The sequence below is a fragment of the Mycobacterium sp. genome, assembly GCF_032159765.1.
Classification (GTDB): domain Bacteria; phylum Actinomycetota; class Actinomycetes; order Mycobacteriales; family Mycobacteriaceae; genus Mycobacterium.
On sequence record NZ_JAVHWM010000142.1, the window covers coordinates 1 to 25,383 of the forward strand.

Consider the following 25,383-nt stretch of genomic DNA (forward strand, 5'->3'; position numbering starts at 1 on the left):
GGCCAGCCAGCGCCTCGAATTCATCGGGCGTTCCTTGCTCGACCATCCCTGCGCGCTTATAGAACCCGACGCCGGCGGGGACTTCCGTCGGGAGTGCCCGCAGCACCGGCCCGATCAGTTGTACCGATACCGACGACACCTCTTGCCCGCTGGCTGAAGTCAACGCGACACCTTCCGCAGCACGGCCCGGCCGGTTAAGGCAAGGCGACCCTAATAACGACGTGGCGTGACCGTAGAGCGCCGTCGCTGAGAATCCACTGAGAAAGCGCGGCTATCTGGGCATTCGGTTTGCGGTAAAACCGGATCGCTGAGGTAACGCTGAGGGAACGGGTATTCCCGTAACCGCCTGCTCGACCGCTGGGAGGTCTGCGATCACACTGTGCGGATGGACGTTCCGACGGCGAGGCCGGTGGCTGCGGTCCTCGCTCGCCTGAGGCCGAGTGCTTGGGGAATCTCAGCTCGCTCTGCCGTCGTGTCGGGCGTGGTGGTTCTCGTCGCCCTGGCAGCCGCCGGGCTGGGTCTGGTCGCGATCCTGTATCAGTCTTTGTTGGCCGCTGTCGACGACACCGCCGTCGGCCGAGTCCGAGACATCGTGGCTGCGCTCGGATCGGATCCGCCTAGTGATCTCGACGGCGCGCTGTATGCCACCGATCAGCGCGTGGCGGCCGTGCAAGTGATTGCTCCCAATGGTGTTGTAGTGCAACGCTCGTCGAATGCGCCGGATCACCCGTTGATCCCGATTGCTGAATTCGGGACGACCATGCGCCGCGGTATGCCCGACGATGCCGTGCCCACCGACGACATGCGCGTGAGCGGGATTACGACGAGCGCACCTACTGGGACCTACACGGTGATCGTCGGCGGTGCCAGCGAACCGGCCGAAGCCACGGCGCGGACAGTGGCACTTCTCCTCGCCGGAGCCGCGCCCGTCGTCGTCACAGTCGCAGCCGCGGCGAGCTACTGGCTCGTCCGACGCTCGTTGCGGTCGGTTGACGCGATACGGAGCAGGGTCGCAGACATTTCTACCTCGGATCTCGCCGAGCGGGTGCCGGTCCCGACCAACCGTGACGAGATCTCGGCATTGGCTGTGACGATGAACGAGATGCTAGGTCGCATAGAAGCAGGCCACCGTGCACAACAGCAATTTGTCGGCGATGCGTCTCACGAGCTGCGAAGTCCCCTGGCCACCATCATTTCCGGGCTCGAGGTGGCGGAAGTCCATCCTGAATTGCTCGACATGGAATTGGTCACCGACAAACTGCTGCCCGAAGCGCAACGGATGCGCGTGCTGATCGAGGACCTTCTCCTTCTGGCACGTGCAGATGAGAGAGACTTGGTGTTGCGCAGGGACGAGATGCACATCGATCGTCTCGCCGAGGACGAAGTGACGCGGCTTCGCCGCGAGACCGAATTCGTTGTCCAGACAGACATTTCACCAACGCAGCTCGTGGGTGACCCGGTCGCCGTTTCTCGCGTCATCCGGAATTTGTTGGATAACGCCGTGCGACACGCGAGATCGCTGATCGCGATCAGGGTTGAGAGTTCCGGCGGAGCCGCAGTTCTGACGATCGCCGACGATGGACCAGGCATCCCACCGGCAGAACGGAAAAAAGTATTCGGTCGATTTGTGCGCCTGGATGAGGATCGAGCACGTGCTGGCGGGGGATCTGGTCTGGGGCTGGCGATCGTCGCAGATGTTGTTGCCGCCCACGATGGAAGGGTCACTATCGGCGACCGGCCGGGCGGCGGGACAGCGATTGTTGTGACCATACCTCAGCACATCAACCGATAGCCGACACCCCGGATGGTCTCAATTGTGTTGGTGCCAAACGGAACATCGATCTTTCGGCGCAAGTAGCCCACGTAGACTTCGACGACGTTGTCGGGTCCGTCGTGATGGGCGTCCCAAACATTGCGCAGGATGTCTGCTTTGGTCACCACCGTGTCCCTGTTGCGCATCAGGTACTCGAGCACCCCGTATTCGCGTGGGGTCAGCTCAATTCTAGTCGAATCACGTTGCACCACATGGCGGCTCGGATCAAGCGAGAGTGTCCCCGCGGTGAGGACCACAGGCCGCTCAGGTGCGCCCCGCCGGACCAGCGCTCGAAGCCGAGCCACCAGCACCCGGAATGAAAAGGGTTTCGTCAGGTAGTCGTCGGCGCCGAGGTCGAATGCATCGGTCTGGTCGTACTCACCGTCCTTGGCGGTCAGCATCAGCACGGGCGTCCACACCTCCTTCGCCCGCATCCGACGCACCACTTCGTACCCGCTGAGTCCGGGAAGCATGATGTCGAGCACCACGACATCGAATTGCTCCTCCGTGGCCAGATGCAGCCCCTCGACGCCCGTGCCGACCGCTACCACGACGAAGCCCTCTGCTTTCAGGCCCATTGACAGCGTCGCCGACAACCTCGCTTCGTCTTCGACAATAAGGACCCTCATGCGGGCACGCTACCCGCCGGCGCGGTCGATCTCATCGGGTCGTCACTGCCCGGGGCCGTCTGGAGTATCTCCTGGTTCAGGCACGTCGGGACACTGATCCGGGGAGTCGCCCGGCTCGGGAGTGTCCTGCCCCGCGGGGTCCGGAGTGTCGCCGGGCTCAGGGTTGTCCGGACAGTCCCCATTGCCGTTATCCGGGGCGCCGGGCGGTGCGGGGGCTGTCGGCGACGGGGGTGGAGGGCTCGGCGTTGGTGTCGCGATTGCCACGCCGCCACCAATACCCATCAGTGCTAACGCAGTAGCGCAGGCAGCGGCGAACGTCCGATCGATCATCGTGGAATCTCCTTGGTGTGTGTCAGGTGATCTCGCTCGATCACGCGCACCCCAAGGGTGGGGGATCGCCACTGTGATCCCGCTGAGAAGGACAGCTGCCCAAGCGTGGACGTTCGACGGTGGGGGGCTACGTGACGGCGTCGAGCCTGAAGACCGGGCACCGGCCGGCCAGCGCCTCGAACTCGTCCGGCGTTCCTTGCTCGACCATCCCTGCGCGCTTGTAGAACCCGACGCCGGCGGGGACTTCCGTCGGGAGTGCCCGCAGCACCGGCCTTGCCTCGTCTGCAGTCAACTCGACAAATGCGACGGGCTCCGACTTGCGTCCGCGGATGAGCGTGCCGACACCCGCCGCGCGGGCGTTGAGCACCCAGTCCGCCCGCGGGTATCCAGTCGCGACGTAGATGCCGTCTTCGAACGTGAAGGGAGTTACCGGCGTGGTGCGCGGTTTTCCGGATTTCCGGCCAGGCACCGTGAGTACACGGACCGGTCCTGGGACGATGCCGAGCTTTTGCACGGCCGTCATGACCTTGTTCATCGGCTTGAGCCAGCGTGGCGGCTTGGGATCAGACATTGCTCATTCGTATCAACCCGGCTGATATATGTCAATCAGATTGATATTGCTGAGCTAGGACGAGTTCCGATCAGCCGCAGCGCGCACGAGCGCCTTGAACGCCTTCTCGTCGATCTTGTCGTGTTCGTGAAAGTCGATGGCGCGCCGGGTGTTTCCGCCAAGGCTGGAGTTGAAGAGGCCGGACGGGTCGTCCAGCGAGGCGCCTTTGGCGAACGTCACCTTGACGTAGTCCTTGTACGTCTCGCCGGTGCAGAGCATTCCGTCGCGGTACCACACCGGCACCCCGCGCCACTTCCACTCCTCGACGACGTCAGGGACGGCCTGCGTGATGAGCTTGCGGATGCGCGCGAGCGTGTCACCCCGCCAGTCGCCGAGCTCTTTGATCCGTTCGTCGATCTTGCTGCTGGCATCGCTCATCAGCGCAGCTCCTGGATGCGGACCATGTTCCCCGCCGGATCGCGCAGCGCGCAGTCACGCACGCCGTACGGCTGCTCGGTCGGCTCCTGGACGACCTCGACGTCGCGGGCCTGGACCTGCGCGAAAGTGCCGTCGAGGTCCTTGGTAGCCAGAAGAAGTGTGCCGAAGGTTCCCTTGGCCATCATCTCGGCGATGACGCGGCGCTCGTCGTCGGTGATGCCGGGTGTGGCGGCCGGCGGGAACAGCACAACCGACGTGTCCGGTTGGTTCGGCGGCCCGATCGTGATCCAGCGCATCGTGCCGCCGCCGACATCAAGGCGAACCTCGAAGCCGAGGACGTCGCGGTAGAACGCCAGGGATGCCTCGGGGTCGTCGTGCGGGAGGAAACTCGAATGAATGGTGATGTCCATGTGTTTCACGCTAGTTGGAGCCCAGCGGTCGGCGCTTCTCGATTCCTGATCGGCCTGGTCACCTGCTTCTCGACGCATGACGGGATCCCCTCCGTCACGTGCTCCGTACGTTCCCGATACGCGCTGGGCGGCATGCCGACCAGCTCGGTGAATCGTGTGCTGAACGTGCCCAGCGACGAACAGCCGACCGCGAAGCACACGTCGGTGACCGACATGTCGCCGCGCCGCAGAAGCGCCATCGCACGCTCGATGCGCCGGGTCATCAGATACGAGTACGGCGACTCGCCATAGGCCGCCTTGAACTGGCGGGACAGATGGCCGGCCGACATGTTCACGCCGCGCGCTAGCGCCTCGACGTCCAGTGGCTGTGCGTACTCCCGGTCCATCCGGTCCCGGACACGTCGTAGCAACTTCAGGTCGCGAAGACGCTCCTGCGGTGTGCTGCTCACCCGCGCGATGGTAACGGCCGGCTGAGCTCCCAGCGGTTGCCGTCGAGGTCGTGGCACCAGACGAACTCGTTGTTCTCGCTGCGGCGGATCTCGCCGATGTCGACGCCCCGCTCGATCAGCGCACGCCGAGCCGGTTCGAGACCGCCGTTCATGACGACCACCACGTAGGTGTTGCGGTCGTTGTCCTCGGTTGCGCGCGCCTGGCCCGGCGGCAACTGCCACAACGACACGACGGACCCGGCGATTGTGTACGCAGCGATCGGGTGGTCGGGTCCGTCGCTTCCGACGTGCATCGGCTCCAGGCCCAGCTTTTCGCGATACCACTGGACCGACGCGGCGACGTCGCGCACCCGCAAAATCGTCGCGACCATCGACGCCTGATCGAAGATGCCGCCCATCATGGCCTCAGCTTTCTGCAGTCCGCGGCTTCAGACCCGCGAATCTGAAATCTCTGCGAACCTCGTCGGCGTGTCGCCGCAGTGGCTTCAGACTCGCGAAGCGTAGACCCGCGGCGTGCGCGTCAGAACGCGTTTTCGGGAAGCTCCATGACGTCGTCGTCGACGGACTCGACGATCCCGCGCAGGGAGGTGAGGCCGGGCAGCATGTTCTTGGCGAAGAACCTCGCCGTGGCGATCTTGCCCTCGTAGAAGGCCTTGTCTTTCTGATCAGGCGACGCGCCCAGCGCCGCGTGCGCGACGCTCGCCTGGTCGAGGAGTCGCCAGCCGATGATCAGATCACCCACCGCAAGAAGGAATCGCACGGAGACGAGCCCGATCTTGTACATCTCCGTGGGCTTGTCGGTCGACGCCATCAGGTACCCGGTGAGGGTGGTCACCATGGCCTGCACGTCATCGAGCGCGGTGCTCAGCAGCTCGGCCTCATGCTTGAAGGGCTCACCCAAGGCGTCGATGAACTGTGTGATCTGAGCCTGCACATGCGCCAGCGCCCCACCGCGGTCCCGGACGATCTTGCGGAAGAAGAAGTCCATGGCCTGAATCGCCGTGGTGCCCTCGTAGAGCGAGTCGATCTTCGCGTCGCGGATGTACTGCTCGATCGGGTAGTCCTGAAGGAAGCCACTGCCGCCCAGCGTCTGCAGCGACTCGGTCAGGACCTCGTAGGCGCGCTCGGAGCCGACGCCCTTTACGACCGGAAGCAGCAGGTCGTCGACGCGTTGTGCCATCTCTGGATCCGCGCCTGAAACCTGTTGCGCCACAGCGTCGTCCTGGTGTGCAGCGGCGTAGAGGTAGAGCGCCCGCAGTCCCTCCGCATAAGCCTTCTGCGTGATCAGGCTCCGGCGCACATCGGGATGGTGCATGATCGTGACCCGCGGAGCCGTCTTGTCGGTCATCTGGGTAAGGTCCGACCCCTGCACGCGCTCCTTGGCGTAATCCAGCGCGTTGAGATAACCGGTCGACAACGTGCCCGCGGCTTTGACGCCGATCGTCATGCGCGCGTGCTCGATCACGGTGAACATCTGCGCGATGCCCTTGTGCACGTCGCCGACCAGATAACCGACGGCAGGCACGCCGTGGGCGCCGAACGTCAGCTCGCACGTGGGCGACGACTTGATGCCCATCTTGTGTTCCAGCCCGGTGGCGAATACCCCGTTGCGCGGACCGAGCTCGAAAGTCTCTGGGTCGAAAAGGAATTCGGGCACATAGAACAGGCTCAGGCCCTTCGTGCCGGGGCCTGAGCCCTCCGGCCGCGCCAAAACGAGGTGGAAGATGTTCGGCGAGGTGTCGCCGACGTCGCCGCCGGAGATGAACCGCTTCACGCCCTCGATGTGCCATGTGCCGTCGGGCTGGGCGATGGCTTTGGTGCGGCCGGCGCCGACGTCCGAGCCGGCGTCGGGCTCCGTGAGCACCATGGTGGCCGCCCATCCTCGCTCCACACCCTCTGCCGCCCAACGGCGTTGCTCGTCGTTGCCCTCCACGGCAAGCGCATTGGCCATGGCCGGTCCGAGAGCCCAGAAGAAGCCCACGCCTGGGTTGGCGCACAACAGCATTTCGTTGATCGCCCACGTCAGCGGCGACGGCGCGGGAACGCCGCCGATCTCCTCGGCGATGCCGAGCCGCCACCACTCGGCCTCCTTGACCGCATGGACTGTCTTTTCAATTTCGGGCGACACGCTGATGGTGTGGTGCTCGGGGTCGAAAACGGGCGGGTTGCGGTCAGCTGCGGCAAACGACTCGGCGACCGGTCCCTCCGCAAGCCGGGCGACCTCGTCGAGCATCGTGCGAGCGGTCTCGGCGTCGAGTTCCGTGTACTCACCCGACCCGAGAACGCTGTTTAAGCCGAGCACCTCGAACAGGTTGAATTCGATGTCGCGAAGGTTGGCGATGTAGTGGCCCACTGGTTTTCCCTTTTGAACGCGTGGTCAATCGCTCGAAGTGTGCGGGATCGAGGAAAACGTACGCAAGCGTAACCATCGCAAACCTACGGTGACGGAACCGTAGGGTCCGTGGTCACTCGCGGATGTGGCCTGGATCACACCGGACTAATCCACAGCAGAGGCGCGCAACCTGCACCGCTCAAGCAGGATTTGGGCCAATCGCGCTGGCTCGCTGTACATGACGTCGTGACAGGTGTCGATGCAGATCACGGTCTCGACGCCGCCGAGGTCTTGGATGTAGCTGCGCTGGCGGCGCGGCGACAACGCCCTGTCTCGCAGCGTGAGGACCCAGGTTCTTGGCACCTCGTCCGGCATGGAGCTGCGGTCGGCGGGCTCGATGAGGACGCCAACGGATTCCGAATACAGCCGCGCGTTTGCGAACCGCTGCTGCGCGACCGTCATGCCGTTCCAGAACCCAAACCGTGCTAGGACACTGGGCATCGGGAACGATCTGTTGAACTTCGGCCCGGCTCGTGCGAAGAGCGAGAGCGGGCCGCCGAGAGACCGGGCGACAGTTGACCCCTGCGGTGGAACGAAAGCCGCGACGAAGACCGCCTCACGAACCCGCGGATGACCCAGGGCTGCCATGACACCCGGCACAACCAGCCCTGCCATCGAATGGCCCACCACCACTACGTCTTTCAGCCTCGCGCATTCGACGTCGGCAACCACCGACTCCACCCAGTCGGCGACGGTGACCTGCGAAAGGTCGGCCGGTCGCGCGCCACGGCCTAGGAGGTCGACGGCGAGTACCGGCAGTTCGGGTTCCTGCCGCGCGAGTTCGTCGACGGTGAGATCCCAGCAGTCGGCGGCATGCGCGCCACCGTGGATAAAGACGAGGCCGGGCAGACCCACGTGCACCACCTGTTCAGTCGTGTGCGAGGACCCCGCGGAGGAACAGATTTACGGCGTGCTCGAGGTGCCGCTCCTGCTCCTCGTTGCTGCGGAACACGCCAAAGTCTGCCAACCGGGCCGGCAACACCTCAACCATCGCGAGAAAGTGCTCGGCGGCAAGATCTATGTCGTCAACCGTGATCGCCCTCGCTTGCTGGTGACGACGGAGGGGTTCGACGACTTGTAAATGCCGTCGGGACCAGCCCAATGTTTCAGCGCTGACGGCAAATTCGGGGAATCTCGCGGACTCGTTCATGGCGATCCGGTGAGACCTTGCGCGCGGCCACCGACCCGAACGTCGTCGGTGGGCAGTTCTACGGACCTCGCGGTCTCGGGGAATAAGGCGATGGCTGACGCGGACGGCTCGCGGAAGAGGCGGGTACCTCGCGACGGAGGTGATCAGGTTCCGGAGGCGGCGGCGATCTCGGCGATCGCCTTGTCGAGCACCGCGTCGAACTCTTGGGCGCTCTGTTGTGCGGTGAGCCCTTCGGTGAGTGCGCGGGAGAAGCTCGCGATCATGCCGTGGTTGCGGGCGAGCCGGGCACACGCGTCGTCGCGCGTGTAGCCGCCCGACAGCGCGAGCACTCGCATCACCTTCGGATGCTCGATGAGTTCCGCGTACAGGTTGTCAGTCGACGGGATCGTCAGCTTCAGCATGACTTGCTGGCCGTCATCGAGCGTGTTCACGGCGTCCAGCAGTGCGTCCTTCAGCTGCTCTTCGGCCTCGCCCTTCTGCGGGCTGTCGATGTCGACCTCCGGCTCGATGATGGGGACGAGCCCTGCGGCGATGATCTGTCGCCCGACCTCGAACTGCTGCTCGACCACCGCGTCGAGGCCCTTGCCCGGCAGCGCGATGAACGAGCGCATCTTGGTTCCGAAGATGCCGTTGTCGACGGCGCGGGACAGGAGGTCGTCCAGCCCGGGGATGGGCTTCATCACCTTCGCGCCGTCGGCTTCGTCGGCGAGGCCCTTGTCCACCTTGAGGATCGGCACGACCTGCTTGACGTTCCACAGGTAGTCGGCGGACGGGCGGCCCTCGATCTGGCGGTCCATCGTGTCCTCGAACAGGATCGCCGCGAGGATTCTGCTGCCGTCGAAGCTGGGGCTGGTGATGATGCGGGTCCGCATCTCGTGCACCAGGTCGAACATCTGCTCGTCGCTGGAGTACTCGTCTTTTTCGATGCCGTACAGCGCAAGCGCCTTCGGCGTGCTTCCGCCGCTCTGGTCCAATGCTGCGACGAATCCCGCACCGTCTGACATCTTTTCGCGCTGCTTTGCGTTCATGCTTACCCTCCTGGCGGAAATCCTCGCACGGGCGGTATCGTGCCGGCCCCACAGGGCGCTGGGCACGGCATCGGCAGGACGCCGGGCGCGGTGGTTCCGACCCGCGTGGCGGTCATGGGCTGGCTGAGGGGTCCGACGTCGTCTCCCTTACATGCTTGGCCGGGCGTCGCCACGATGCGATAGCCGGTCAACACGTCCGAACCCTGGGGCGTCAGCGACCAAGTCAGGAGCTGATTGCGCTCACCAACTTCCTCGCATTGAGAGTCGTATGGAAGCGACAGCTTCCACGCTCCGTCGACGAACTCAAGGGTCAGGTCCGGATTATGCGCCGAGACGGCTTCCTTGTCGGTGGCGTTGAGTAGGACTGCGCTGGCGGTGCACCCCTCTTCGGCACACGACGAGTTGAACGTATAAGTCGCCGACGTGTTTGCCGCGGGACTCGCCACGCCGTTGATCGTGCGGCTTGCACCGTCGAAGTCCAGCCGGTATGTGCCATGTAGCACCGGTGGATCCGCGTGGGCTTGCGCCTGCGCCACGCACGCGAGGGCCCCGATGAGGGCGATAGTCGTTGCAACTTTGCCGACGAGCACGTCTCGAACCTAGCCGGTCTGCTCTTCGCGCGAGCGCTCATCCGCTAGTCCGTCACCAGCCGGTGTGCGGCCATCGCTGATTTCAGCGCAGCGCCGTCTGCTGTGTCGCCCTGCAGGGGTATCGACGCGGCCACGAACTGGTCGGGTCGGACCAGATAAAGCCGATCCGACCGCAGCCGGCGGTGCGGGTCGGCGCCGAACGCGTGCGGTCCCTCCACCCAGGCCGGCACGTCGGGACGAACCGCGGCACCCGCACCGTAGGTATGTAGCTGCCACGTCATCGTTTTCAGTGCCTCCTGATTTGCCTCCACCGGCGCCAGACGCCGACCGACTGCAGGGTCGTCGGCCCACGCTGGAAGATGCCCGGCGCCGACATAGTGATAACGAATGCGGTATTGCCCCAGGTAGCCGCCGATGCGGGCGCCGAATCGGGACTTGAAAAGGCGGGGTACCACCTTGGCGGCGATGCGGCCGTACCGGTTGCGGAACAACGCCGTCATCCGGCCCCGACGGCCGATGACTCCGAACGCGCGGTCGGTCACATTGACGAGGATGAGTGCCACCCGCCGCCGCTCGCGTTCATAGCGATCCAATGCCCGCTCACTCACCCTGCCGTGGGCTACGTCGGCGAGCAGCATGGCCAGGTTGTGGGCGTCTTGCAGGCCGGTGTTCATGCCTTGCCCCCCGACCGGGGAGTGGACGTGTGCGGCATCGCCGGCCAAGAAGATCGATCCCACCCGGAATTTGGAGGCGATGCGGTGATGGACCCGATACGCCGAGAACCACTCGACGGCCCCGTGGGTCAGACCGAATTCGGTGTCCGCGCTCGCCAGCGCCTCCTCCTGGGCGATCGTTTCTTGCGCCGCCAACGCGACCAACCTGATGTGACCGTGCGGTCCGAGCGGGAAGACCACCGCGAACGTCGACTTGCCGAATCGCAGGTTGACGGCGTTCTCCGGCACACCTTGGACGTCACGAACATCGGCGACCCAGAACGTCGCCTCATCGGTCTTGCCCTCGAAGGGCAGGTTGAGTTGCCGGCGTACCGCCGACGACGCGCCGTCGGCCCCGATGCACCACCGCGCCCGCACTCTCGAGAGCGTGCCGTCCTCGCTTTCGATCAGCGCCTCGACCCGGCCGTCCGGCCGATCGGTGTTGTCGATCAGATCGATCAGCCGATGGCGCCACCGGATGTCACCGCCGACGGCGACCAGAGTGTCGGCCAGCAGTTGCTCGTTGCGGCTCTGTTCGAAGATCTGGACACCGGGAAACCGGGTGGCACCTTTCTGGAGACGCGAAATGTCGTTGGTTCCGGCGGTGGCGGTCTCTGCCCCGATCTGCAAGCGGGTCGCCGGGAACGCGCCCGCCAACACCTTGTCTGCCAGTCCCAGCTGGTCGTAGATCTCCATGGTGCGTGCCTGTACTGCCAAGGCGCGCGATTCCCGGGTGGGACCTGCCTTGCGGTCGACGACCACCGCAGCCAGCCCGCGCCGGTTCAGCACCACCGCGGCCATCAAACCCGTCGGGCCAGCGCCCACCACCAACACGTCAGTGTCGATCACCGGGAGATCGTCTATCCGCACACCATCACCAGACTCCGACGCGGGCATGAGGCGAGTGTCCCAGGCCCGCGGTGCGGCCGGAAAAACGAACCCGCAGCCGGATTGCCCGACTGCGGGTTCTGCGCTCGGCGGCTACGACGAGTCGACGGCGGTCTGCGCTATCGGCTCGGCCGATGTGGTTGCGTCAATTGACTGGGCTGAGCCGGAGCTCGTGACCGTGATGCGCCGCGGTTTTGCGCGCTCGGCTACCGGAATCGTGACGGACAGGACACCGTTTTCGTAGGTCGCCGAGATCGCCGACGCGTCGATGCCCTCGCCAAGAGACAGCTGGCGCCGATACGTACCGAAGAACCGTTCGTTGCTCAACCACTGCACGGCGTTCTCGGCCGGCTGTGCAGTCCGGTGCGCAGTCACGGTCATTGTGCCGTTGTCGACGTTGACATCGACCGAGCCGGGGTCGACGCCCGGCAGATCAGCCGTGAGCACGTAGTGGTCATCGACCTTGTAAAGATCCATCGGCATGAACCGAGGACTCCGCACGGACCCGGTCTGGCCGGTCAGAAGGCTGCGGGTGAGAGCATCGATGTCACTAAAAGGATCAAAACGAAGCACAGTAGTCACCTCCTACGTCACGCTGGAAGCCCGCCACCCTGGCGGGCAGCCCGTTGAACTGTGCGGTGACTAGATTAGCACTCTGCCGTTGCGAGTGCTAATACTCGACAAGCAAATTTTTGACAAATATGGTCGGCACTACCGGGCACGCTGGATTCCGCGAGAGACGACTCGATGACCGCCGCAACCGAACTCGGCGCGCTTCCCGTATTCGCCGGGATTCCCGCTGAGGAACTGACGGCCTTGGCCGCCGAACTGACGCCGATGCGCGTACCGCACGGCGAGGTCCTCATGCGCCAGGGCGAAGCTGCGGTGTCGTTCTTCATCATCGCGTCCGGCGAGGTCGAGGTGCGGCACACCGACGCCGACGGCCGCACCCTCGTCGCGTTTCTGTCCGAAGGCCTGATCGGTGAGATCGCTCTGCTGCGAAACAAGCCCCGCACCGCGACCGTGGTCGCGACCGACGACGTTGCCGGCTACCTGGGATTCGAGCCGGCGTTCGAGTGCCTGCTTGAGATTCCGGGCATCGCAACGCAATTGGTGCAGACGGCCCGGCAGCGGCTGGCCGCGTTCGTCAAGCCGATCCCGGTCGAGGCCCGCGACGGCACCCAACTGATGCTGCGCCCGGTGCTGCCCGGCGACACCCAGCGCGTGGCTCACGGGCGGGTGATGTTCTCGGCCGAGACGCTCTACCGCCGCTTCCTTTCGGTGCGCACCCCCACGGCGACAGTGCTGACGTACCTGTTCGAGGTCGACTACGTCGACCATTTCGTCTGGATCATCACCGACGGGGAGGACGGCCCCGTGATCGCCGACGGACGTTTTGTGCGCGACCCGGAGAACCCGGTGGTGGCCGAGATCGCGTTCACCGTGGCCGACGCGTACCAGGGCCGCGGGATCGGTACGCTGCTGTTCGCCGCCCTGGCGGTTGCGGCCCGGGTCGACGGCATCGAGCGGTTCCACGCACAGGTGCTGGCCGACAACCTGCCAGCGCGGGCGTTGCTGGACCGCCTCGACGCGCACTGGGTACGCGACGAACCCGGAGTCGTCACCGCGACCGTCGACGTGCCCGATCCCGCGAATCTGCCGGTAAAGATCAAGCACCTCAACGAGATTCAGGCCGTCGCTCGACAACTCATCCAGGCGTTCGAATGAAGCCCGCCCTAAACAAGGACACCAGGCTGTGCATCTCGCTGTCGGGTATACCCAGCAACATCGGCACCCGGTTCCACAACTACCTCTATGAGCAGCTCGGCCTTGACTTCATCTACAAAGCGTTCACCACCACAGACATCCGCGCGGCGATCGGCGGTGTGCGCGCGTTGGGCATCCGTGGCTGCTCGGTGTCGATGCCCTTCAAACAGGACGTGATGGCACTCGTCGACGAGATCGAGGAGTCGGCCCGCGCGATCGACGCGGTGAACACGATCGTCAACGACGACGGACACCTCACGGCGTCGAACACCGACTACGTCGCGGTGCGCTCGCTCATCGAGGATCTGGATTCGTCGGCGCGGGTAATTGTGCTCGGCAGCGGCGGCATGGCCCGAGCTGTGGGTGCTGCGTTCCGCGACAACGGCTTTCGTGACGGCACGGTGGTTGCCCGCAATTCGCGATCCGGCGAAGAGTTGGCGGGTCGGCTCGGTTATGGCTGGCAGGCCGACGTCGGCTCAATACGCGCCTCGGTGATCGTCAATGCGACGCCTGTCGGCATGGCCGGGCGCCCGGAGAGTGGCGACATGGCCTTCGACCGTGCCGTGATCGACGCAGCTGATGTCGTGTTCGACGTGGTAGCCGTTCCGGCGGAGACACCGCTCGTCGTGGCCGCGCGCGAGGCGGGCAAGCGAGTGATCACGGGCGCCGAGGTGATCGCGCTGCAAGCGGCCGAACAGTTCGAGCGGTACACAGGAGTGCGCCCCACACAGCCGCAGATCGAGGCTGCGTCGGCGTGGTCTCGCGTCTGAGAGTTACTTGGTGCAGTTGAGCGAGACGTTGACGGTCTGGCTGACGATGACCGGGACCAGGTAGCTGCGGCCGGGTCCGTTGCCGTTCACCCGGACCAGCCGCGTGATCGTGTTCGGGTTGCGGACACCCGTGACGACGCAGTCTTGGATCGGCGCACTGCCGACGCGGTCGATGTTGACCTTGTAACCCTGGTTCTGCCAGTAGTTGATGGTGTTCTGCGCGGAATCGTCTGCTGAGGCTAACCCCGCCGGCGCGAGGACAGCACCGCCTACGGCGACCGCTGCTGCGACGAGCGTCAATGGCGAGCGCATAGCCCCGCCTCCTTCTTTTACCTAATTCCCAGCCTACTCACGGTGTACATCGCCGCGCGGCCGAATTTCGTTCCCGAATCGGGAATCGCATCTGTGATATCAACGGGCGTGAGTCCGCGCTGGTTCACCCTGGCGGCGGCGGTGGCCGTCACGGCCTGCTCGGCGCCGACGCACTCGCCCAGCGCGTCGTCGACACCTCGCCCTGGCCAGGCGATCAACGTCAACCAGGACAACATCCGCCGCGTGCGTGGCGCGTTCCCGCCGGGCTTCGAGGTCACCGAGACCCGTGGTGAGGCGTCCCCAGCCACGTTCTGGGGCCTGAAGCCGGGGTGGTCGTCGCAACCGCCGGAGTGCGGGGCTCTCGCGGACCCGGCGGTAGGCGGCTCGTCCCCGCCACAGGGGTTTTCGGGTTCAGGTGACGGCGGCATCGTCTACGTGATCGTGGCCGCCTCTGCGTCGGGCGCGGAACCTGACCCAGGTGCCGTGGCGGCCTGCAGTCACTGGTCGATGGAGTCCGGGCGCACGTCTGCGATCGTCGACTCCTTCGCCCCCGCCGTCGACGGCGTGTCCACCTTCGGCATGATCACCGCGATCCGCACGGTCGTGGAAGGGGGAACCGAGACTGACTTGCGCGCCACGACGGTGACGGCATATCTGGGCGAGTACGTCGCGTTCGTCACGGTCGTCACCGACCCGGGCGCCCAGCCGTCCGCGCTGCCAGATGATCTGGCACAGACAATGTTGACCAAAACCGTGGCGACGTTGCGCCGCTGAATCGGTCCTGTTCGGTACATTTGGCCCGATGCGGTCGCCCAGGATGCTGCTCGCTCTCACGAACGTCGTGGCCGTTGTACTGATGAGTGCGTGCTCGGGCGGCGGTTCGTCGGCAACGTCGAGTTCGTCAACGCCGCCGAAGGCGTCGCTCGACATCGACAAAGTCCTGTCGGTGAAGTCGACATTTGCTCCCCCGTACGTGGTGCACACCATAGGAAAGACAGCCGTTGATCCAAAGCTGTTGGCGCCCATCCAATTTCAGCAAGACCTTGTATGGGATCCGGCCGATTGCGCGAAGTACGCGTGGACGCTTCCTGCCGGCTTGAAAGGAAACATCGCCACGCTGACCGCGGAGGGCGAGGGGAACCGGTTCATCGCGATGGCGGTCGAGACGTCGGAGCCCGTGCGTCTGGACCCCGAGGCCGTCGACAAGTGCAAGCACGTCACGTTCGGCGGCAAGGACATGCGCGGTGTCGTCGTGGTCGTCGACGCGCCGCACATCGACGGCGTGCCGACTCTGGGCAAGCACCGTCAACTGCAGACGGCGACTGCATCGGGCGAGTTGTACACGTACGTCGCGTATCTCGGCGATTACCTCGTCGTCGTGACCGCGAATCCTCTGCCGTTGCCCAACCAGCCCGTGCCGCCGGTGAATGTGCAACGCGCGCAACAGTTGTTGACCGACGCGGTCGCCGCCGTTCGCGGCTGACCGCTCAGCGAACGCCGCGTGGCCGGAACTGGATGCTGATCCTCGGCCCGCAGGGTTTGGTGGTCTTGGGTACCGAGTGCTCCCACGTCCGCTGGCACGAACCGCCCATCACGAGCAGATCGCCGTGTGCCAGCGGCAGTCGGAGCGATGCTCCGCCGCCTCGTGGGCGCAGTGCGAGCGTGCGGGTGGCGCCAAGGCTGACGATTGCGACCATCGTGTCCTCGGTGCTGCCGCGGCCGATCTTGTCGCCGTGCCAGGCAACGCTGTCGTCGCCGTCGCGATAGAGGCACAAGCCGGCGGTGGTGAACGGCTCGCCGAGTTCGTCGCCGTACGTGGCGTTGAGGCGCTGGCGCAGCTCGTCGATTTTTGGATGCGGAGCGGGCCCGGCGATCAGGTCATGGAAGCTGAGCAGCCGTGGCACGTCGACCACACGGTCGTACATGGGGCGCCGCTCGGCCCGCCACGGCGTCGTCGCGAGCAGCTCGTCGCACAGCGCATCGCCGTCGGGCAGCCAGCCCGAGCAGACCTCGACCCACGCGCCGTCGGTGAGTGTGCGGCGGTCGGCGTGGTCGAACAGAGCACCCTGAACCGCGAATGTCACCCGGCCAGTTTATCGCACGAATGTTCGATCGGGGTCAGAGGCGGACTGCGCCGGGGCCATACTGGGCGAGCACGTCGCCGGGGTTGGTCAACGCGCAACTCTTCAGGCTCAGGCAGCCGCAGCCAATGCATTCGGCGAGGTTGTCGCGGAGCCGCTGCAGGTGGGTTATCCGGTCGTCGAGATCGCGGCGCCAGCCGGCCGAGAGTCTGGCCCAGTCCTTGCTCGTCGACACCCGGTCTTGGGGCAGGGTGGCGAGGGCGGCCCGCACCCTGGCCAGTGGGATGCCCAGGCGCTGCGACATCCGGATGAATGCCACCCGCCGGAGTGTGTCGCGTGAGTAGCGACGCTGATTGCCCGACGTTCGCCTGCTGACGATCAGGCCCTCACGCTCGTAGAAGTGCAGGGCCGAGACCGCGACTCCGCTGCGATGGGCAAGGTCGCCGGGAGTGAGCTCATGGTCGTCCACCACCTCAACCATAGTTGAGGGTCAGCGTTGTGTTATCCCCCGATTGGAGGAGGCGCATTTCATCTGTTGATCGGGCCGCTCGCCCGATGGTTCATGACGCGCCGACGAGCGACAGTTGGGTCGAAGAACATCACCTTGTAGAGGAGTACTGAACATGACGAGCACATTCCGGTCGCGCAGGATGGTCGGCTTCTTTCGCGCTGGGTATCCGGTTAGCGCACCACGCACAGGACACGTCGCACTACTTGCGATGTGCCCCGCGGCTTCTGATGTTGTCGACCGCCGCCGGGACGGCACGGACCGATAGGGATCGTGGAGGCCGAGCATCGCGTCTGGCCGGCATTCTCGCGTTACGGTGCTAGCCGTGGCCGGGTACGTCTTGGGTTCGAACTCCGAGGTCGGGACGTTGCGTGCGGTGATCCTTCACCGGCCGGGCCCGGAGTTGCAGCGGCTGACTCCCCGCAACAACGATGCGCTGCTCTTCGACGGGCTGCCGTGGGTGGCACGCGCACAGGAAGAGCACGACGCGTTCGCCGAGTTGCTGCGGTCCCGAGGCGTCGACGTGATGCTGCTAGGCGACCTGTTGACCGAGGCGCTGGGCAGTGGCGCCGCGCGGATGCACGGGATTGCGGCGGCGGTGGATGCCCGGCGGCTGGGACATCCGCTGGCGCAGGAGCTTTCGTCTTATCTCCGGGGACTCTCGCCACCGGCGCTGGCGCATGTGCTGGTCGCGGGGATGACGTTCACGGAGTTGCCGTCGTCGGCAGCGGTGGGGGAGTCGCTGGTGCGGCGGATGCATCACGGCGCGGACTTCGTCATCGATCCGCTGCCCAACCTGATGTTCACCCGCGACTCGTCGGTGTGGATCGGCCCACGGATCGTGATCACATCGCTGGCGATGCCCGCCCGGGTGCGCGAGACGTCGCTGACCGACATCATCTACGCGCATCACCCGCGGTTCACCGGGGTTCGGCGGGCGTACGAGTCGCACACGGCGCCGGTGGAGGGTGGTGACGTGCTGCTGCTCTCCCCGGGTGTGATCGCGGTCGGGGTGGGTGAGCGGACCACGCCGGCGGGAGCAGAAGCGTTGGCGCGCAGTCTCTTCGATGATGGTCTGGCGCACACAGTGCTGGCGGTGCCGATCGCACAGGAGCGCGCGCAGATGCATCTGGATACCGTGTGCACGATGGTCGACGTCGACGCGGTGCTGATGTATCCCAACGTCGTTGACACGCTGTCGGCGTTCACGATTACGCGGGCTGAAGGCGGCGTGACGATCGCTGACGAGCGCCCGTTCGTCGAAGCCGCGGCTGCGGCGATGGGAATCGACCGGCTGCGGGTCATCGACACAGGGCTGGACCCCGTTACCGCGGAACGCGAGCAGTGGGACGACGGCAACAACACGCTGGCGCTCGCGCCCGGAGTCGTCGTCGCCTATGAGCGAAACACCGAAACCAACTCGCGGCTGGAGGATTTCGGCATCGAGGTTCTGCGGATCTCCGCATGTGAGCTGGGCTCCGGACGCGGGGGCCCGCGATGCATGTCCTGCCCGGCCGCCCGCGACCCGCTCTAGCTTCCCCTTCTTGCGCCTTTCTTCCGCGAAATGGAATTCCATGTAGCGAAACGGCGGGTTTTACAACGCTGGCTTCTGTTTCGCGGTGGCGAAGTACGTCAGGCTGACCGTCGTGATGGTGGGATGTAGGCGTCGCCACGGCTGAGCCAGGCGGATCTGAGGCGTTCGAGGATGTCCTCCGCCCGATCTCCGGCGATTACGCGAATGACGATCCATCCCTGGCGCTGAATCGCCTCGATGCGCCGAATGTCTTTGCGGTACTGCATCGGATCTGTGCGGTGGTGCTCGCCGTCATATTCGAGAGCAATCATGACGTCATCCCAGCCCAGATCGAGATAGGCGAAAGCGAAGCCGTCGTCGTCGAGCACCGGTATCTGCGTTCTGGGCCTGGGGTATCCGGCATCGATGACCAACAGCCGAAGCCATGTTTCCTTCGGTGATTGTGCGCCCGCGTCCATCAACTCAACCGCGGTCCTGCACTTCTTCGCTCCACGTGCACCCGCATAACGTTCTGCGAGGGTTAGAACATCCGCCGGCCGGATGATTCTCGCGTTCGCGAGAGCGTCGAGATGGGCGACCGCCTGGTCGCGGCGCAGGAACCTTCCGAGATCAAAGGCCGTTCGCGCAGGGATCGTCACATGCATGCCGTCGACGCTCATGATCTCGTCGTCGCCGATTCTTTCGTTCCGCGTGATGACGCCCGACGGTGGGTGGTTGTTGCTCCAGATCAACTCGATCGGTGCGAGGTCGTCGATCCACCGCGAGCCGTGAAGGGCCGCGGCCGCCCTGCCTGTGATGACTCCCCGCCGTCGCGACCACAACCACGCACCGTTGGTCCGATCATGCAGCGTCGGGGCAACAGCACGGGGGACGTGCACGTCCGGATAGATCGGGCGGTATCTGCATCGCAATTCGCCGGGCGTCAGAACACCTTCGCGCACTGCCTCGGACCCCAGGATTACTTCCCCCACGCACCCAATCTTCGCCGGGAATACCGCTTCATCCGCGAGACGGAAGCCACTGCTGTGGATAAGCCCAAATCACTACATGGAATTCCATTTCGCGCAGCAACCGCGGCTTAGCGCCAGCTGGGCAGCCAGATCTCCATGTCCCAGGTGCCTTGGGAGATGGGCATTCCGGTGAGCACCGGGAACAGCCATGCGAAGTTCGCGATCACCAGCGCCACATAGAAGCTGGTCACCAGCAGCCCGAGCGTTCGCCGCTCTCTCGACTGATCGGGCTTGTAGAGGATGTCGCAGAGAATCAGCGCGATGGCCATCACGAGGAACGGTGCCATCGGCGCCGCGTAGAAGAAGTACATCTGCCTGCCGATGTCGGCGAACCACGGCAGCCATCCCGCGCAATATCCGACCAGCACCGCCCCGTAGCGCCAATCGCGCTTGATGACCGCGCGCCACAGCGCCCAGCCGAGCACAGGCACCGCGATCCACCACATCGCCGGCGTGCCGACGAGCATCACTGCCTTGACGCATGACTGCTCGCCGCAGCCCGGAACGTTGTTCTGGTCAATCGCATACAGCACTGGACGCAGCGACATGGGCCACGTCCACGGCTTCGACTCCCAGGGGTGATAGTTCCCGGCGGCGTTGGTCAGCCCCGCGTGGAACTTGTAGACGCCGTAGGTGTAGTGCCAAAACGAGCGCAATGCATCCGGCATCACCCCGCCGGGGCCGATCGACCGGCCCACCTCGTAACGGTCGACGCCGGTCTCCGACGCGAACCACGGGGCGTAGGACAGCATGTACACCGCGAACGGGATGACGGCCGTCACGTACACGGTCGGCCCGACGTCGCGCCGAAGCACTCCCAGCCACGGCCGCTGCACGCGGTATTCCCTTCGCGCAGCCACGTCGAACGCCAGCGACATCGCGGCGAAGAACACCATGAAGTACAGCCCGGACCATTTGGTGGCGAACGCCAATCCGAGCAGAACGCCCGCGCCGAGTCGCCACCACCGCACGCCAAGCCTTGGGCCCCAAGGTGTTTCGTCGATCCTGCCCTCGAGGAACGCGACGTGCATGCGTGCGCGCACTTGGTCGCGGTCGACGATGAGCGCGCCGAACGCCGCCACGACGAACAGCGTCAGGAAGCCGTCGAGCAGCGCCGTGCGCGCCGTTACGAAGCTCACCCCGTCGGCGATGATCAACAGCCCCGCTATGCCACCGGCCAGCGTTGAGCGGGTCAACCGGCGCACGATCCGCGCGACAAGCAGGACCACGATCACGCCGCACACGGCCCCGCTGAACCGCCAGCCCATGCCGTTGTATCCGAAAATCCATTCGCCGATCGCCATCAAGTACTTGCCGAGGGGCGGATGCACCACCAGCCCGTAGCCGGGGTTGTCCTCCAGGCCGTTGTTGAACAACATCTGGTACGCCTGTGGCGCGTAGTGCTTCTCGTCGAAGATCGGCGTCCCCGCGTCGGTTGGCCGCCAGACGGTGACGAACCGGGTCAACGCGGCCAGCGCAGTGATGACCGCCGTCATTGCCCAACCCGCCAGCCTGTCCGTCGGCCCGAAGTCGGCGACGGGCGTTACGGGCCCCGGGCTGAGCATCGGCGTCGCACGCTCCTCATCGCGTGCCTCGACGTCGGTGGCGGTCACATCGGCGATCGTAGGCTGTCCCCATGGGAGGGGGCCGCCTACTGCTGGGCGCGACGCCGCTGGGCCAGCCGTCCGACGCGTCGGCCCGTTTGGTGTCTGCACTGGCTAGCGCCGACATCGTCGCTGCTGAGGACACCCGCCGCGTGCGAACGCTGGCGACCGCGCTCGGTGTGCGCGTCGGCGGCAAGATCGTGAGCCTGTTCGACCAGAACGAGGCCGCCCGGGTTCCGGCCCTGATCGCCGAGATGAAAGCCGGTGCGACCGTCCTGGCGGTCACCGACGCCGGCATGCCGCTTGTCAGTGACCCCGGTTACCGCCTGGTGGCGGCCTGCATCGCGGAGGGCCTTCCGGTCACCTGCCTGCCTGGCCCGTCCGCGGTGACGACGGCGCTGGCACTGTCCGGGCTGCCGTCCGAGCGATTCTGCTTCGAAGGCTTCGCGCCGCGTAAGCGCTCGGCGCGCCGGGAATGGTTCGCCACCCTTGCGACCGAGCGACGGACCTGTGTGTTCTTCGAGTCGCCGCGCCGTCTGGGGGCGTGCCTTGCTGATGCGGTCGAGGTGCTGGGGCCGTCGCGGCGGGCGGCGGTGTGCCGCGAGCTGACGAAGGTGCACGAGGAAGTCGTCCGCGGTTCGATCGCCGAATTGGCCGAATGGGCCGCCGATGGCGTTCTCGGCGAAATCACCGTCGTATTGGCCGGTGCGACGCCGCAAGCCGACGTGGCCGCATTGGTCGCCGAGGTCAACACGCTGGTCGGCGACGGGATGCGGGTGAAGGATGCCTGCGCGCAGGTGGTCGCTTCTCACCCGGGCGCGCCGCCGCGGCGCGAGCTCTACGACGCGGTGTTGCGATCCAGGGACAGCTGACCGGCGCCGATGATCGGGGCCGCTTTGTGCAGGCACTCGCTCCATTCGTTGTCCGGATCGGAATCCGCGGTGATGCCGCCACCGACACCGAGCACCGCTCCACCATGGGCGTCGAACTCCACCGTCCGGATCGCCACGTTCAGTTCTGTGCCGGCCACCGGCGACGCCAAACCTACTGTGCCACAATATATTCCGCGTCGATGCGGCTCCCATTGTGAAAGCAGTTGGCGGGCGCGGATTTTCGGTGTGCCGGTGACCGATGCCGGCGGGAAGGTCGCGTCGAGCAGCGACGACATCGGCACGTCGACGGGAACCCGGGCCGACACCGTCGACACCAGATGCCACACACCCGGCGCCGGGCGCACCGCCAGCAGTTCGGGCGTCGTGACGGAGCCAACGGCAGCCACCCGGCCCAGATCGTTGCGGACGAGGTCGACGATCATGATGTTCTCGGCGACGTCCTTGACGGAATGGAAGAGGTCGGACGGGGACGTGTACCACGGCGCAGTGCCTTTGATGGGGCTCGACGTCACCGACTGCCCGCGCCGGCGCACGAACAGCTCTGGCGACAACGACGCCACCGCGCCCCACTCACCCGCGACGAACGCCGCCCGCGCGGGTGCCGTCTTGGCCACCGCGTCGGCGAAGAACTCCAGTGGCGAGCCGTCCATCCTGCCCGTGAATTGCGTGCAGACGCACGCTTGGTAGACCTCGCCGGCAGCGATCGCGTCGAGACAGGCCGCAACGCCAACGCGGTGCGCGCCGCGGTCAGCGGAGTCCCAGTCGATCCGCCAGCCGGTGCACCGTGGGCGGCGCGTCAGCGCGCGCGCCAGCCAGGACGGCATCGGCGTATCGGAAAGCGTTTCGTACCACCAGATTCCGTCTCGGTCCTGGCGCAGCACCGACTCGGTCCAGCCGCCCGCCGCCTCCGGGATGCGTCCAGCCCGGCCGTCGGCGCCGGGGTCCGGATAGGACAGGTAGCCGATCCAACCGCCGCCGACGACGTCACCGGCCGCGGCCGACGTCGCGAAGACCTCGTGCGGACGAACGGGCACCGCGGTCACCCGCGGGGCGATGACGGCGCGCGAGGAGAACCAATCACCGACCAGCGCGGCCGGATTGGCCGGACCAGCGGACGCGAGAGCCAGCAGCACCGCGGAGGCGTCACCCAGTTGCCCGAGCCGTTCGATCCGCATGCCTCAGCTTGGCAGAGTCACCGGCTGATCTCGCGCCGTACCGCCGCCGCCGCGAGCTTGTCGGGGTTGCGGATCGCGTAGAAGTGCGTGATCTTTCCGTCGACGACCTCGACGCTGAAGATGCCCTCCAGGTGCTCGCCGCTGTAGACGACGAATGCGGGCGCGCTGTTGCAGACGGTCTGCTCGATGCGGACGTCGGGCAGGCGGCTGCCGAGCTTCATCAGCCCCATCACCGCGCGGGCCACCTTGTCGGCGCCGACCACCGGCCTGCGCGCCGCGCTCGCTTTGCCGCCGCTGTCGGCGGTCCAGGTGACGTCCGGGGCCATCATCGAGATGAGTTTGTCCAAGTCGCCCGTCGTCGACGCCGTCAGGAACTCGTCGACGATCTGCGCGGTCTGCTGCGGGTCCAGCGGCTCGAACCGCTTGCGCCGGGCGTGCACGTGCTCGCGGGCCCGGTGAGCGATCTGCCGTACGGCAGGCGCGGATTTGCCTACCGTCGAAGCGATTTCGTCGTAATCGAATCCGAACACCTCCCGCAGGACGAAGACGGCACGCTCGTCGGGAGTCAGCGTTTCGAGCACCACGAGCATCGCCATCGACACGGATTCGGCGAGTACGACGTCGCTGGACGCATCGTCGTGCTCGAGCAGTAAAGGCTCGGGCAGCCACGGACCGATGTAGTCCTCACGCCTGCGGGACTGGGCCCGCAAGGCGTTGAGGGCTTGCCGAGTGACCAGCCGGGCGAGGTAGGCCTTGGTGTCGTTCACCGTGGACAGGTCGACCTCTGCCCAGCGCAGGTAGCTGTCCTGCAAGACATCGTCGGATTCCGTTGCGCTGCCGAGGATCTCGTAGGCAATCGTGAACAGCAACGGTCTCAGATGGGTGAACCGCTCAGCATGGTTGGACTCGGTCATGTGCTGGGCACCGGATCGTTGACAGGCCGGTTGCCGCCCTTGAGCCACAGATATGAGCCCGGCTTGCGACCCTCCCTGGCGATGATCCAGACGGTGCCCTTGCAGACGAGTTCCTTCAGCGTCGCGGCCGCACGACCCGCGATGAACAGCTTTCGCGGTGTGTCGTCGGTATGCGAGACCTGGAAGATCGCCTTCTTGCGGCCCAGGCTGATGCATTGCCCGGTGAACGCCTGGTTGATCACCGCGGGGTCGTCGCCGGCGATCCGGCTGAGCACGGTGTTGGCGGCCTGCGCGCCAAGCGGCCCGGCGGCCTGGCAGCTCATCCGCAGCGGTTGGCCGGACGGTGCGGCGGCGTCCCCTGCGGCGACGACCCTGTGGTCGTCGACGCTGGTGAGCGTCTCGTCGGTGAGCAGCCTGCCCAGCGAGTCGGTGGCCAGCCCGCTGCGGGCAGCCAGGTCGGGCACCGTGAACCCGGCGGTGCAGATGGTGACGGCGCTGGGCAGCTCAAGGCCGTCCTCCAGGACGACGCCGTCGTCGCGGACCTCCGTGACGGCGGCCCCTTCCACGACACGGACGCCGAGCCGGCTCAGCTGGCGTGCCACCGAGCGTCGCCCCGGCGCGCTGAGCGACGGGCCCAGCACCGGGCTGCAGATCAGCGTCACTTGGCCCTCGGGCCGGCTCTCGGCGATCTCGGCGGCTGCCTCGATCCCCGTCAGTCCGCCGCCCACGACACACACAGGGGCGCTGGGATGCAGGTTGGCGATCCGCTTGTGGAGAAGCTGTGCGTGTTCGAAATCGGCTATCTGGTAGGCAAATTCGGTTGCTCCGGGCACTGTGGGCACAGCGCCGTAGCTACCGACCGCGTAGATCAGGTAGTCGTAGCGCAGGCCGCTTCCGGATGCCAGCCGCACGCGGCGGTTCGCGGTGTCGATCTCGGCGGCGGCATCGATCACCAAGTGCACATCCGGATGCAGGAGGTCTGCGTAGTCGACGGTCGCCGAGCCGGTGTCGGCCACCATTTGGTGAAGCCGGATCCGCTCGACGAACGAGGGCCGCGGGTTGACGAGCGTGACGGTGAGGCCCTGCCGGGTCTGCAGATGGTTCGCCGCGAGGGTGCCGGCGTATCCACCGCCGACAACGACGACGCTGATGGGTTCGGTGACGTGGGTATCGGTCTTCATCTCGGTCATGCCCTCAAGACACCGGCGACGGCGTCAGCGTGACAGCGCATGGGATGAGTGTGCGCCATGTCACACGGAGCGAGGCTTGTCCGAGTGACCAGACAGTTCGGAGCGTGACTTGTCTTGCTAGACGAATCCGACCACCACGCCAGATCGGAGAGTGTCCATGCGGTGGCTTGGAACTTGGCATGCGCGTCCCCGGCTGCGTCGGATCGCGTGTGGAGGCCAATCGCAAAATCTGCCCGCCAACTTGA

At 65.8% G+C, this 25,383-nt stretch carries 28 protein-coding genes and 1 pseudogene; 7 read left to right on the forward strand and 22 right to left on the reverse strand.

The features are described 5' to 3' along the window. Nucleotides 1–121: pseudogene (locus tag QOH60_RS16710) on the reverse strand (deazaflavin-dependent nitroreductase); the annotation flags it as partial. Nucleotides 122–385: 264 nt separating this feature from the next. Here QOH60_RS16710 and QOH60_RS16715 point away from each other — a divergent pair. Next, nucleotides 386–1,792, forward strand: a complete 1,407-nt coding sequence (locus QOH60_RS16715) for a sensor histidine kinase (RefSeq protein WP_526422325.1) — start codon at nucleotides 386–388, stop codon at nucleotides 1,790–1,792. On the opposite strand, the gene QOH60_RS16720 is transcribed toward QOH60_RS16715, so the two are convergent. From QOH60_RS16720 to QOH60_RS16780, 13 genes are all read right to left on the reverse strand, one after another. Then, nucleotides 1,774–2,442: a response regulator transcription factor gene (locus QOH60_RS16720; protein ID WP_526422327.1), complete on the reverse strand. Its 669-nt coding sequence runs from the start codon at nucleotides 2,440–2,442 to the stop codon at nucleotides 1,774–1,776. The genes QOH60_RS16715 and QOH60_RS16720 overlap by 19 nt on opposite strands. Nucleotides 2,443–2,899: 457 nt before the next feature. Then, nucleotides 2,900–3,343: a nitroreductase family deazaflavin-dependent oxidoreductase gene (locus QOH60_RS16725; RefSeq protein WP_526422329.1), complete on the reverse strand. Its 444-nt coding sequence runs from the start codon at nucleotides 3,341–3,343 to the stop codon at nucleotides 2,900–2,902. A 54-nt stretch (nucleotides 3,344–3,397) separates the two neighbouring features. Beyond that, nucleotides 3,398–3,760: a DUF1801 domain-containing protein gene (locus QOH60_RS16730; RefSeq protein ID WP_526422331.1), complete on the reverse strand. Its 363-nt coding sequence runs from the start codon at nucleotides 3,758–3,760 to the stop codon at nucleotides 3,398–3,400. Further along, nucleotides 3,760–4,170, reverse strand: a complete 411-nt coding sequence (locus QOH60_RS16735) for a VOC family protein (protein ID WP_526422333.1) — start codon at nucleotides 4,168–4,170, stop codon at nucleotides 3,760–3,762. Before QOH60_RS16735 ends, QOH60_RS16730 begins: the two co-directional genes overlap by 1 nt. Before the next feature lie 5 nt (nucleotides 4,171–4,175). After that, on the reverse strand, nucleotides 4,176–4,556 hold the full coding sequence (locus QOH60_RS16740; protein WP_526422431.1) for a helix-turn-helix transcriptional regulator: 381 nt from the start codon (nucleotides 4,554–4,556) through the stop codon (nucleotides 4,176–4,178). Between the two features lie 59 nt (nucleotides 4,557–4,615). Continuing rightward, a complete protein-coding gene (locus QOH60_RS16745) occupies nucleotides 4,616–5,020 on the reverse strand; it encodes a VOC family protein (protein ID WP_526422335.1) in 405 nt (134 codons plus the stop codon). Nucleotides 5,021–5,139: 119 nt separating this feature from the next. Beyond that, entirely contained in the window at nucleotides 5,140–6,972 is a 1,833-nt protein-coding gene (locus QOH60_RS16750) for an acyl-CoA dehydrogenase C-terminal domain-containing protein (protein ID WP_526422337.1), read from the reverse strand. Between the two features lie 144 nt (nucleotides 6,973–7,116). Continuing rightward, the gene (locus QOH60_RS16755) at nucleotides 7,117–7,866 is read right to left on the reverse strand and encodes an alpha/beta fold hydrolase (protein ID WP_526422339.1); all 750 of its coding nucleotides are present in this window, start codon (nucleotides 7,864–7,866) and stop codon (nucleotides 7,117–7,119) included. 13 nt (nucleotides 7,867–7,879) lie between these two features. Beyond that, nucleotides 7,880–8,161: a TetR/AcrR family transcriptional regulator C-terminal domain-containing protein gene (locus QOH60_RS16760; RefSeq protein WP_526422341.1), complete on the reverse strand. Its 282-nt coding sequence runs from the start codon at nucleotides 8,159–8,161 to the stop codon at nucleotides 7,880–7,882. A gap of 143 nt (nucleotides 8,162–8,304) precedes the next feature. Beyond that, nucleotides 8,305–9,189, reverse strand: coding sequence for a fructose bisphosphate aldolase (locus QOH60_RS16765; protein ID WP_526422343.1), 885 nt, complete (start codon nucleotides 9,187–9,189; stop codon nucleotides 8,305–8,307). Nucleotides 9,190–9,191: 2 nt separating this feature from the next. After that, nucleotides 9,192–9,779, reverse strand: coding sequence for an Rv2253/PknI dimerization domain-containing protein (locus QOH60_RS16770; RefSeq protein WP_526422345.1), 588 nt, complete (start codon nucleotides 9,777–9,779; stop codon nucleotides 9,192–9,194). Between the two features lie 44 nt (nucleotides 9,780–9,823). Further along, entirely contained in the window at nucleotides 9,824–11,389 is a 1,566-nt protein-coding gene (locus QOH60_RS16775) for an FAD-dependent oxidoreductase (protein WP_526422347.1), read from the reverse strand. A gap of 84 nt (nucleotides 11,390–11,473) precedes the next feature. Further along, entirely contained in the window at nucleotides 11,474–11,953 is a 480-nt protein-coding gene (locus tag QOH60_RS16780; protein ID WP_526422349.1) for an Hsp20/alpha crystallin family protein, read from the reverse strand. Between the two features lie 174 nt (nucleotides 11,954–12,127). Between QOH60_RS16780 and pat the strand changes: the two genes are divergently transcribed. After that, nucleotides 12,128–13,108: an acetyltransferase Pat gene (pat, locus tag QOH60_RS16785; protein ID WP_526422351.1), complete on the forward strand. Its 981-nt coding sequence runs from the start codon at nucleotides 12,128–12,130 to the stop codon at nucleotides 13,106–13,108. Next, nucleotides 13,105–13,917, forward strand: coding sequence for a shikimate 5-dehydrogenase (locus QOH60_RS16790; RefSeq protein ID WP_526422353.1), 813 nt, complete (start codon nucleotides 13,105–13,107; stop codon nucleotides 13,915–13,917). Before pat ends, QOH60_RS16790 begins: the two co-directional genes overlap by 4 nt. A gap of 3 nt (nucleotides 13,918–13,920) precedes the next feature. Here QOH60_RS16790 and QOH60_RS16795 read toward each other — a convergent pair whose 3' ends face one another. Continuing rightward, nucleotides 13,921–14,229, reverse strand: a complete 309-nt coding sequence (locus tag QOH60_RS16795; protein ID WP_526422355.1) for a hypothetical protein — start codon at nucleotides 14,227–14,229, stop codon at nucleotides 13,921–13,923. 42 nt (nucleotides 14,230–14,271) lie between these two features. Between QOH60_RS16795 and QOH60_RS16800 the strand changes: the two genes are divergently transcribed. After that, nucleotides 14,272–15,003 (forward strand): DUF5642 family protein, encoded by a 732-nt coding sequence (locus tag QOH60_RS16800; protein WP_526422357.1) that lies wholly within the window; start codon nucleotides 14,272–14,274, stop codon nucleotides 15,001–15,003. Nucleotides 15,004–15,031: 28 nt separating this feature from the next. Then, complete coding sequence (locus tag QOH60_RS16805; RefSeq protein ID WP_526422359.1) at nucleotides 15,032–15,712, forward strand: DUF5642 family protein; 681 nt, start codon at nucleotides 15,032–15,034, stop codon at nucleotides 15,710–15,712. Between the two features lie 4 nt (nucleotides 15,713–15,716). On the opposite strand, the gene QOH60_RS16810 is transcribed toward QOH60_RS16805, so the two are convergent. Continuing rightward, a complete protein-coding gene (locus QOH60_RS16810) occupies nucleotides 15,717–16,313 on the reverse strand; it encodes an alpha-ketoglutarate-dependent dioxygenase AlkB (RefSeq protein ID WP_526422361.1) in 597 nt (198 codons plus the stop codon). A 34-nt stretch (nucleotides 16,314–16,347) separates the two neighbouring features. After that, entirely contained in the window at nucleotides 16,348–16,791 is a 444-nt protein-coding gene (soxR, locus tag QOH60_RS16815) for a redox-sensitive transcriptional activator SoxR (protein ID WP_526422363.1), read from the reverse strand. Between the two features lie 352 nt (nucleotides 16,792–17,143). Here soxR and arcA point away from each other — a divergent pair, with 352 nt between their 5' ends. Then, nucleotides 17,144–18,352: an arginine deiminase gene (gene arcA, locus QOH60_RS16820; protein ID WP_526422365.1), complete on the forward strand. Its 1,209-nt coding sequence runs from the start codon at nucleotides 17,144–17,146 to the stop codon at nucleotides 18,350–18,352. A 98-nt stretch (nucleotides 18,353–18,450) separates the two neighbouring features. Here arcA and QOH60_RS16825 read toward each other — a convergent pair whose 3' ends face one another. Together QOH60_RS16825 and QOH60_RS16830 are read right to left on the reverse strand one after the other, a co-directional pair. Next, the gene (locus QOH60_RS16825; protein ID WP_526422367.1) at nucleotides 18,451–19,323 is read right to left on the reverse strand and encodes a type IV toxin-antitoxin system AbiEi family antitoxin; all 873 of its coding nucleotides are present in this window, start codon (nucleotides 19,321–19,323) and stop codon (nucleotides 18,451–18,453) included. A gap of 107 nt (nucleotides 19,324–19,430) precedes the next feature. Continuing rightward, complete coding sequence (locus tag QOH60_RS16830) at nucleotides 19,431–20,927, reverse strand: dolichyl-phosphate-mannose--protein mannosyltransferase (RefSeq protein WP_526422433.1); 1,497 nt, start codon at nucleotides 20,925–20,927, stop codon at nucleotides 19,431–19,433. A gap of 71 nt (nucleotides 20,928–20,998) precedes the next feature. On the opposite strand from QOH60_RS16830, the gene rsmI reads away from it, so the two are divergent. Then, complete coding sequence (gene rsmI / locus QOH60_RS16835) at nucleotides 20,999–21,838, forward strand: 16S rRNA (cytidine(1402)-2'-O)-methyltransferase (RefSeq protein WP_526422369.1); 840 nt, start codon at nucleotides 20,999–21,001, stop codon at nucleotides 21,836–21,838. Here the strand turns inward: rsmI and QOH60_RS16840 are convergent. Genes QOH60_RS16840 through QOH60_RS16850 form a run of 3 tightly spaced genes read right to left on the reverse strand, consistent with a single transcriptional unit; the run spans nucleotide 21,805 to nucleotide 25,138 of the window. Then, the gene (locus tag QOH60_RS16840; protein ID WP_526422371.1) at nucleotides 21,805–23,034 is read right to left on the reverse strand and encodes an aminodeoxychorismate synthase component I; all 1,230 of its coding nucleotides are present in this window, start codon (nucleotides 23,032–23,034) and stop codon (nucleotides 21,805–21,807) included. The two genes, rsmI and QOH60_RS16840, sit on opposite strands and share 34 nt — an antisense overlap. Nucleotides 23,035–23,051: 17 nt before the next feature. Continuing rightward, nucleotides 23,052–23,948, reverse strand: coding sequence for an RNA polymerase sigma-70 factor (locus QOH60_RS16845; RefSeq protein ID WP_526422373.1), 897 nt, complete (start codon nucleotides 23,946–23,948; stop codon nucleotides 23,052–23,054). Continuing rightward, on the reverse strand, nucleotides 23,945–25,138 hold the full coding sequence (locus tag QOH60_RS16850) for an NAD(P)/FAD-dependent oxidoreductase (protein ID WP_526422375.1): 1,194 nt from the start codon (nucleotides 25,136–25,138) through the stop codon (nucleotides 23,945–23,947). The genes QOH60_RS16845 and QOH60_RS16850 overlap by 4 nt, the downstream gene beginning before the upstream one ends. Between the last annotated feature and the right edge of the window lie 245 nt (nucleotides 25,139–25,383).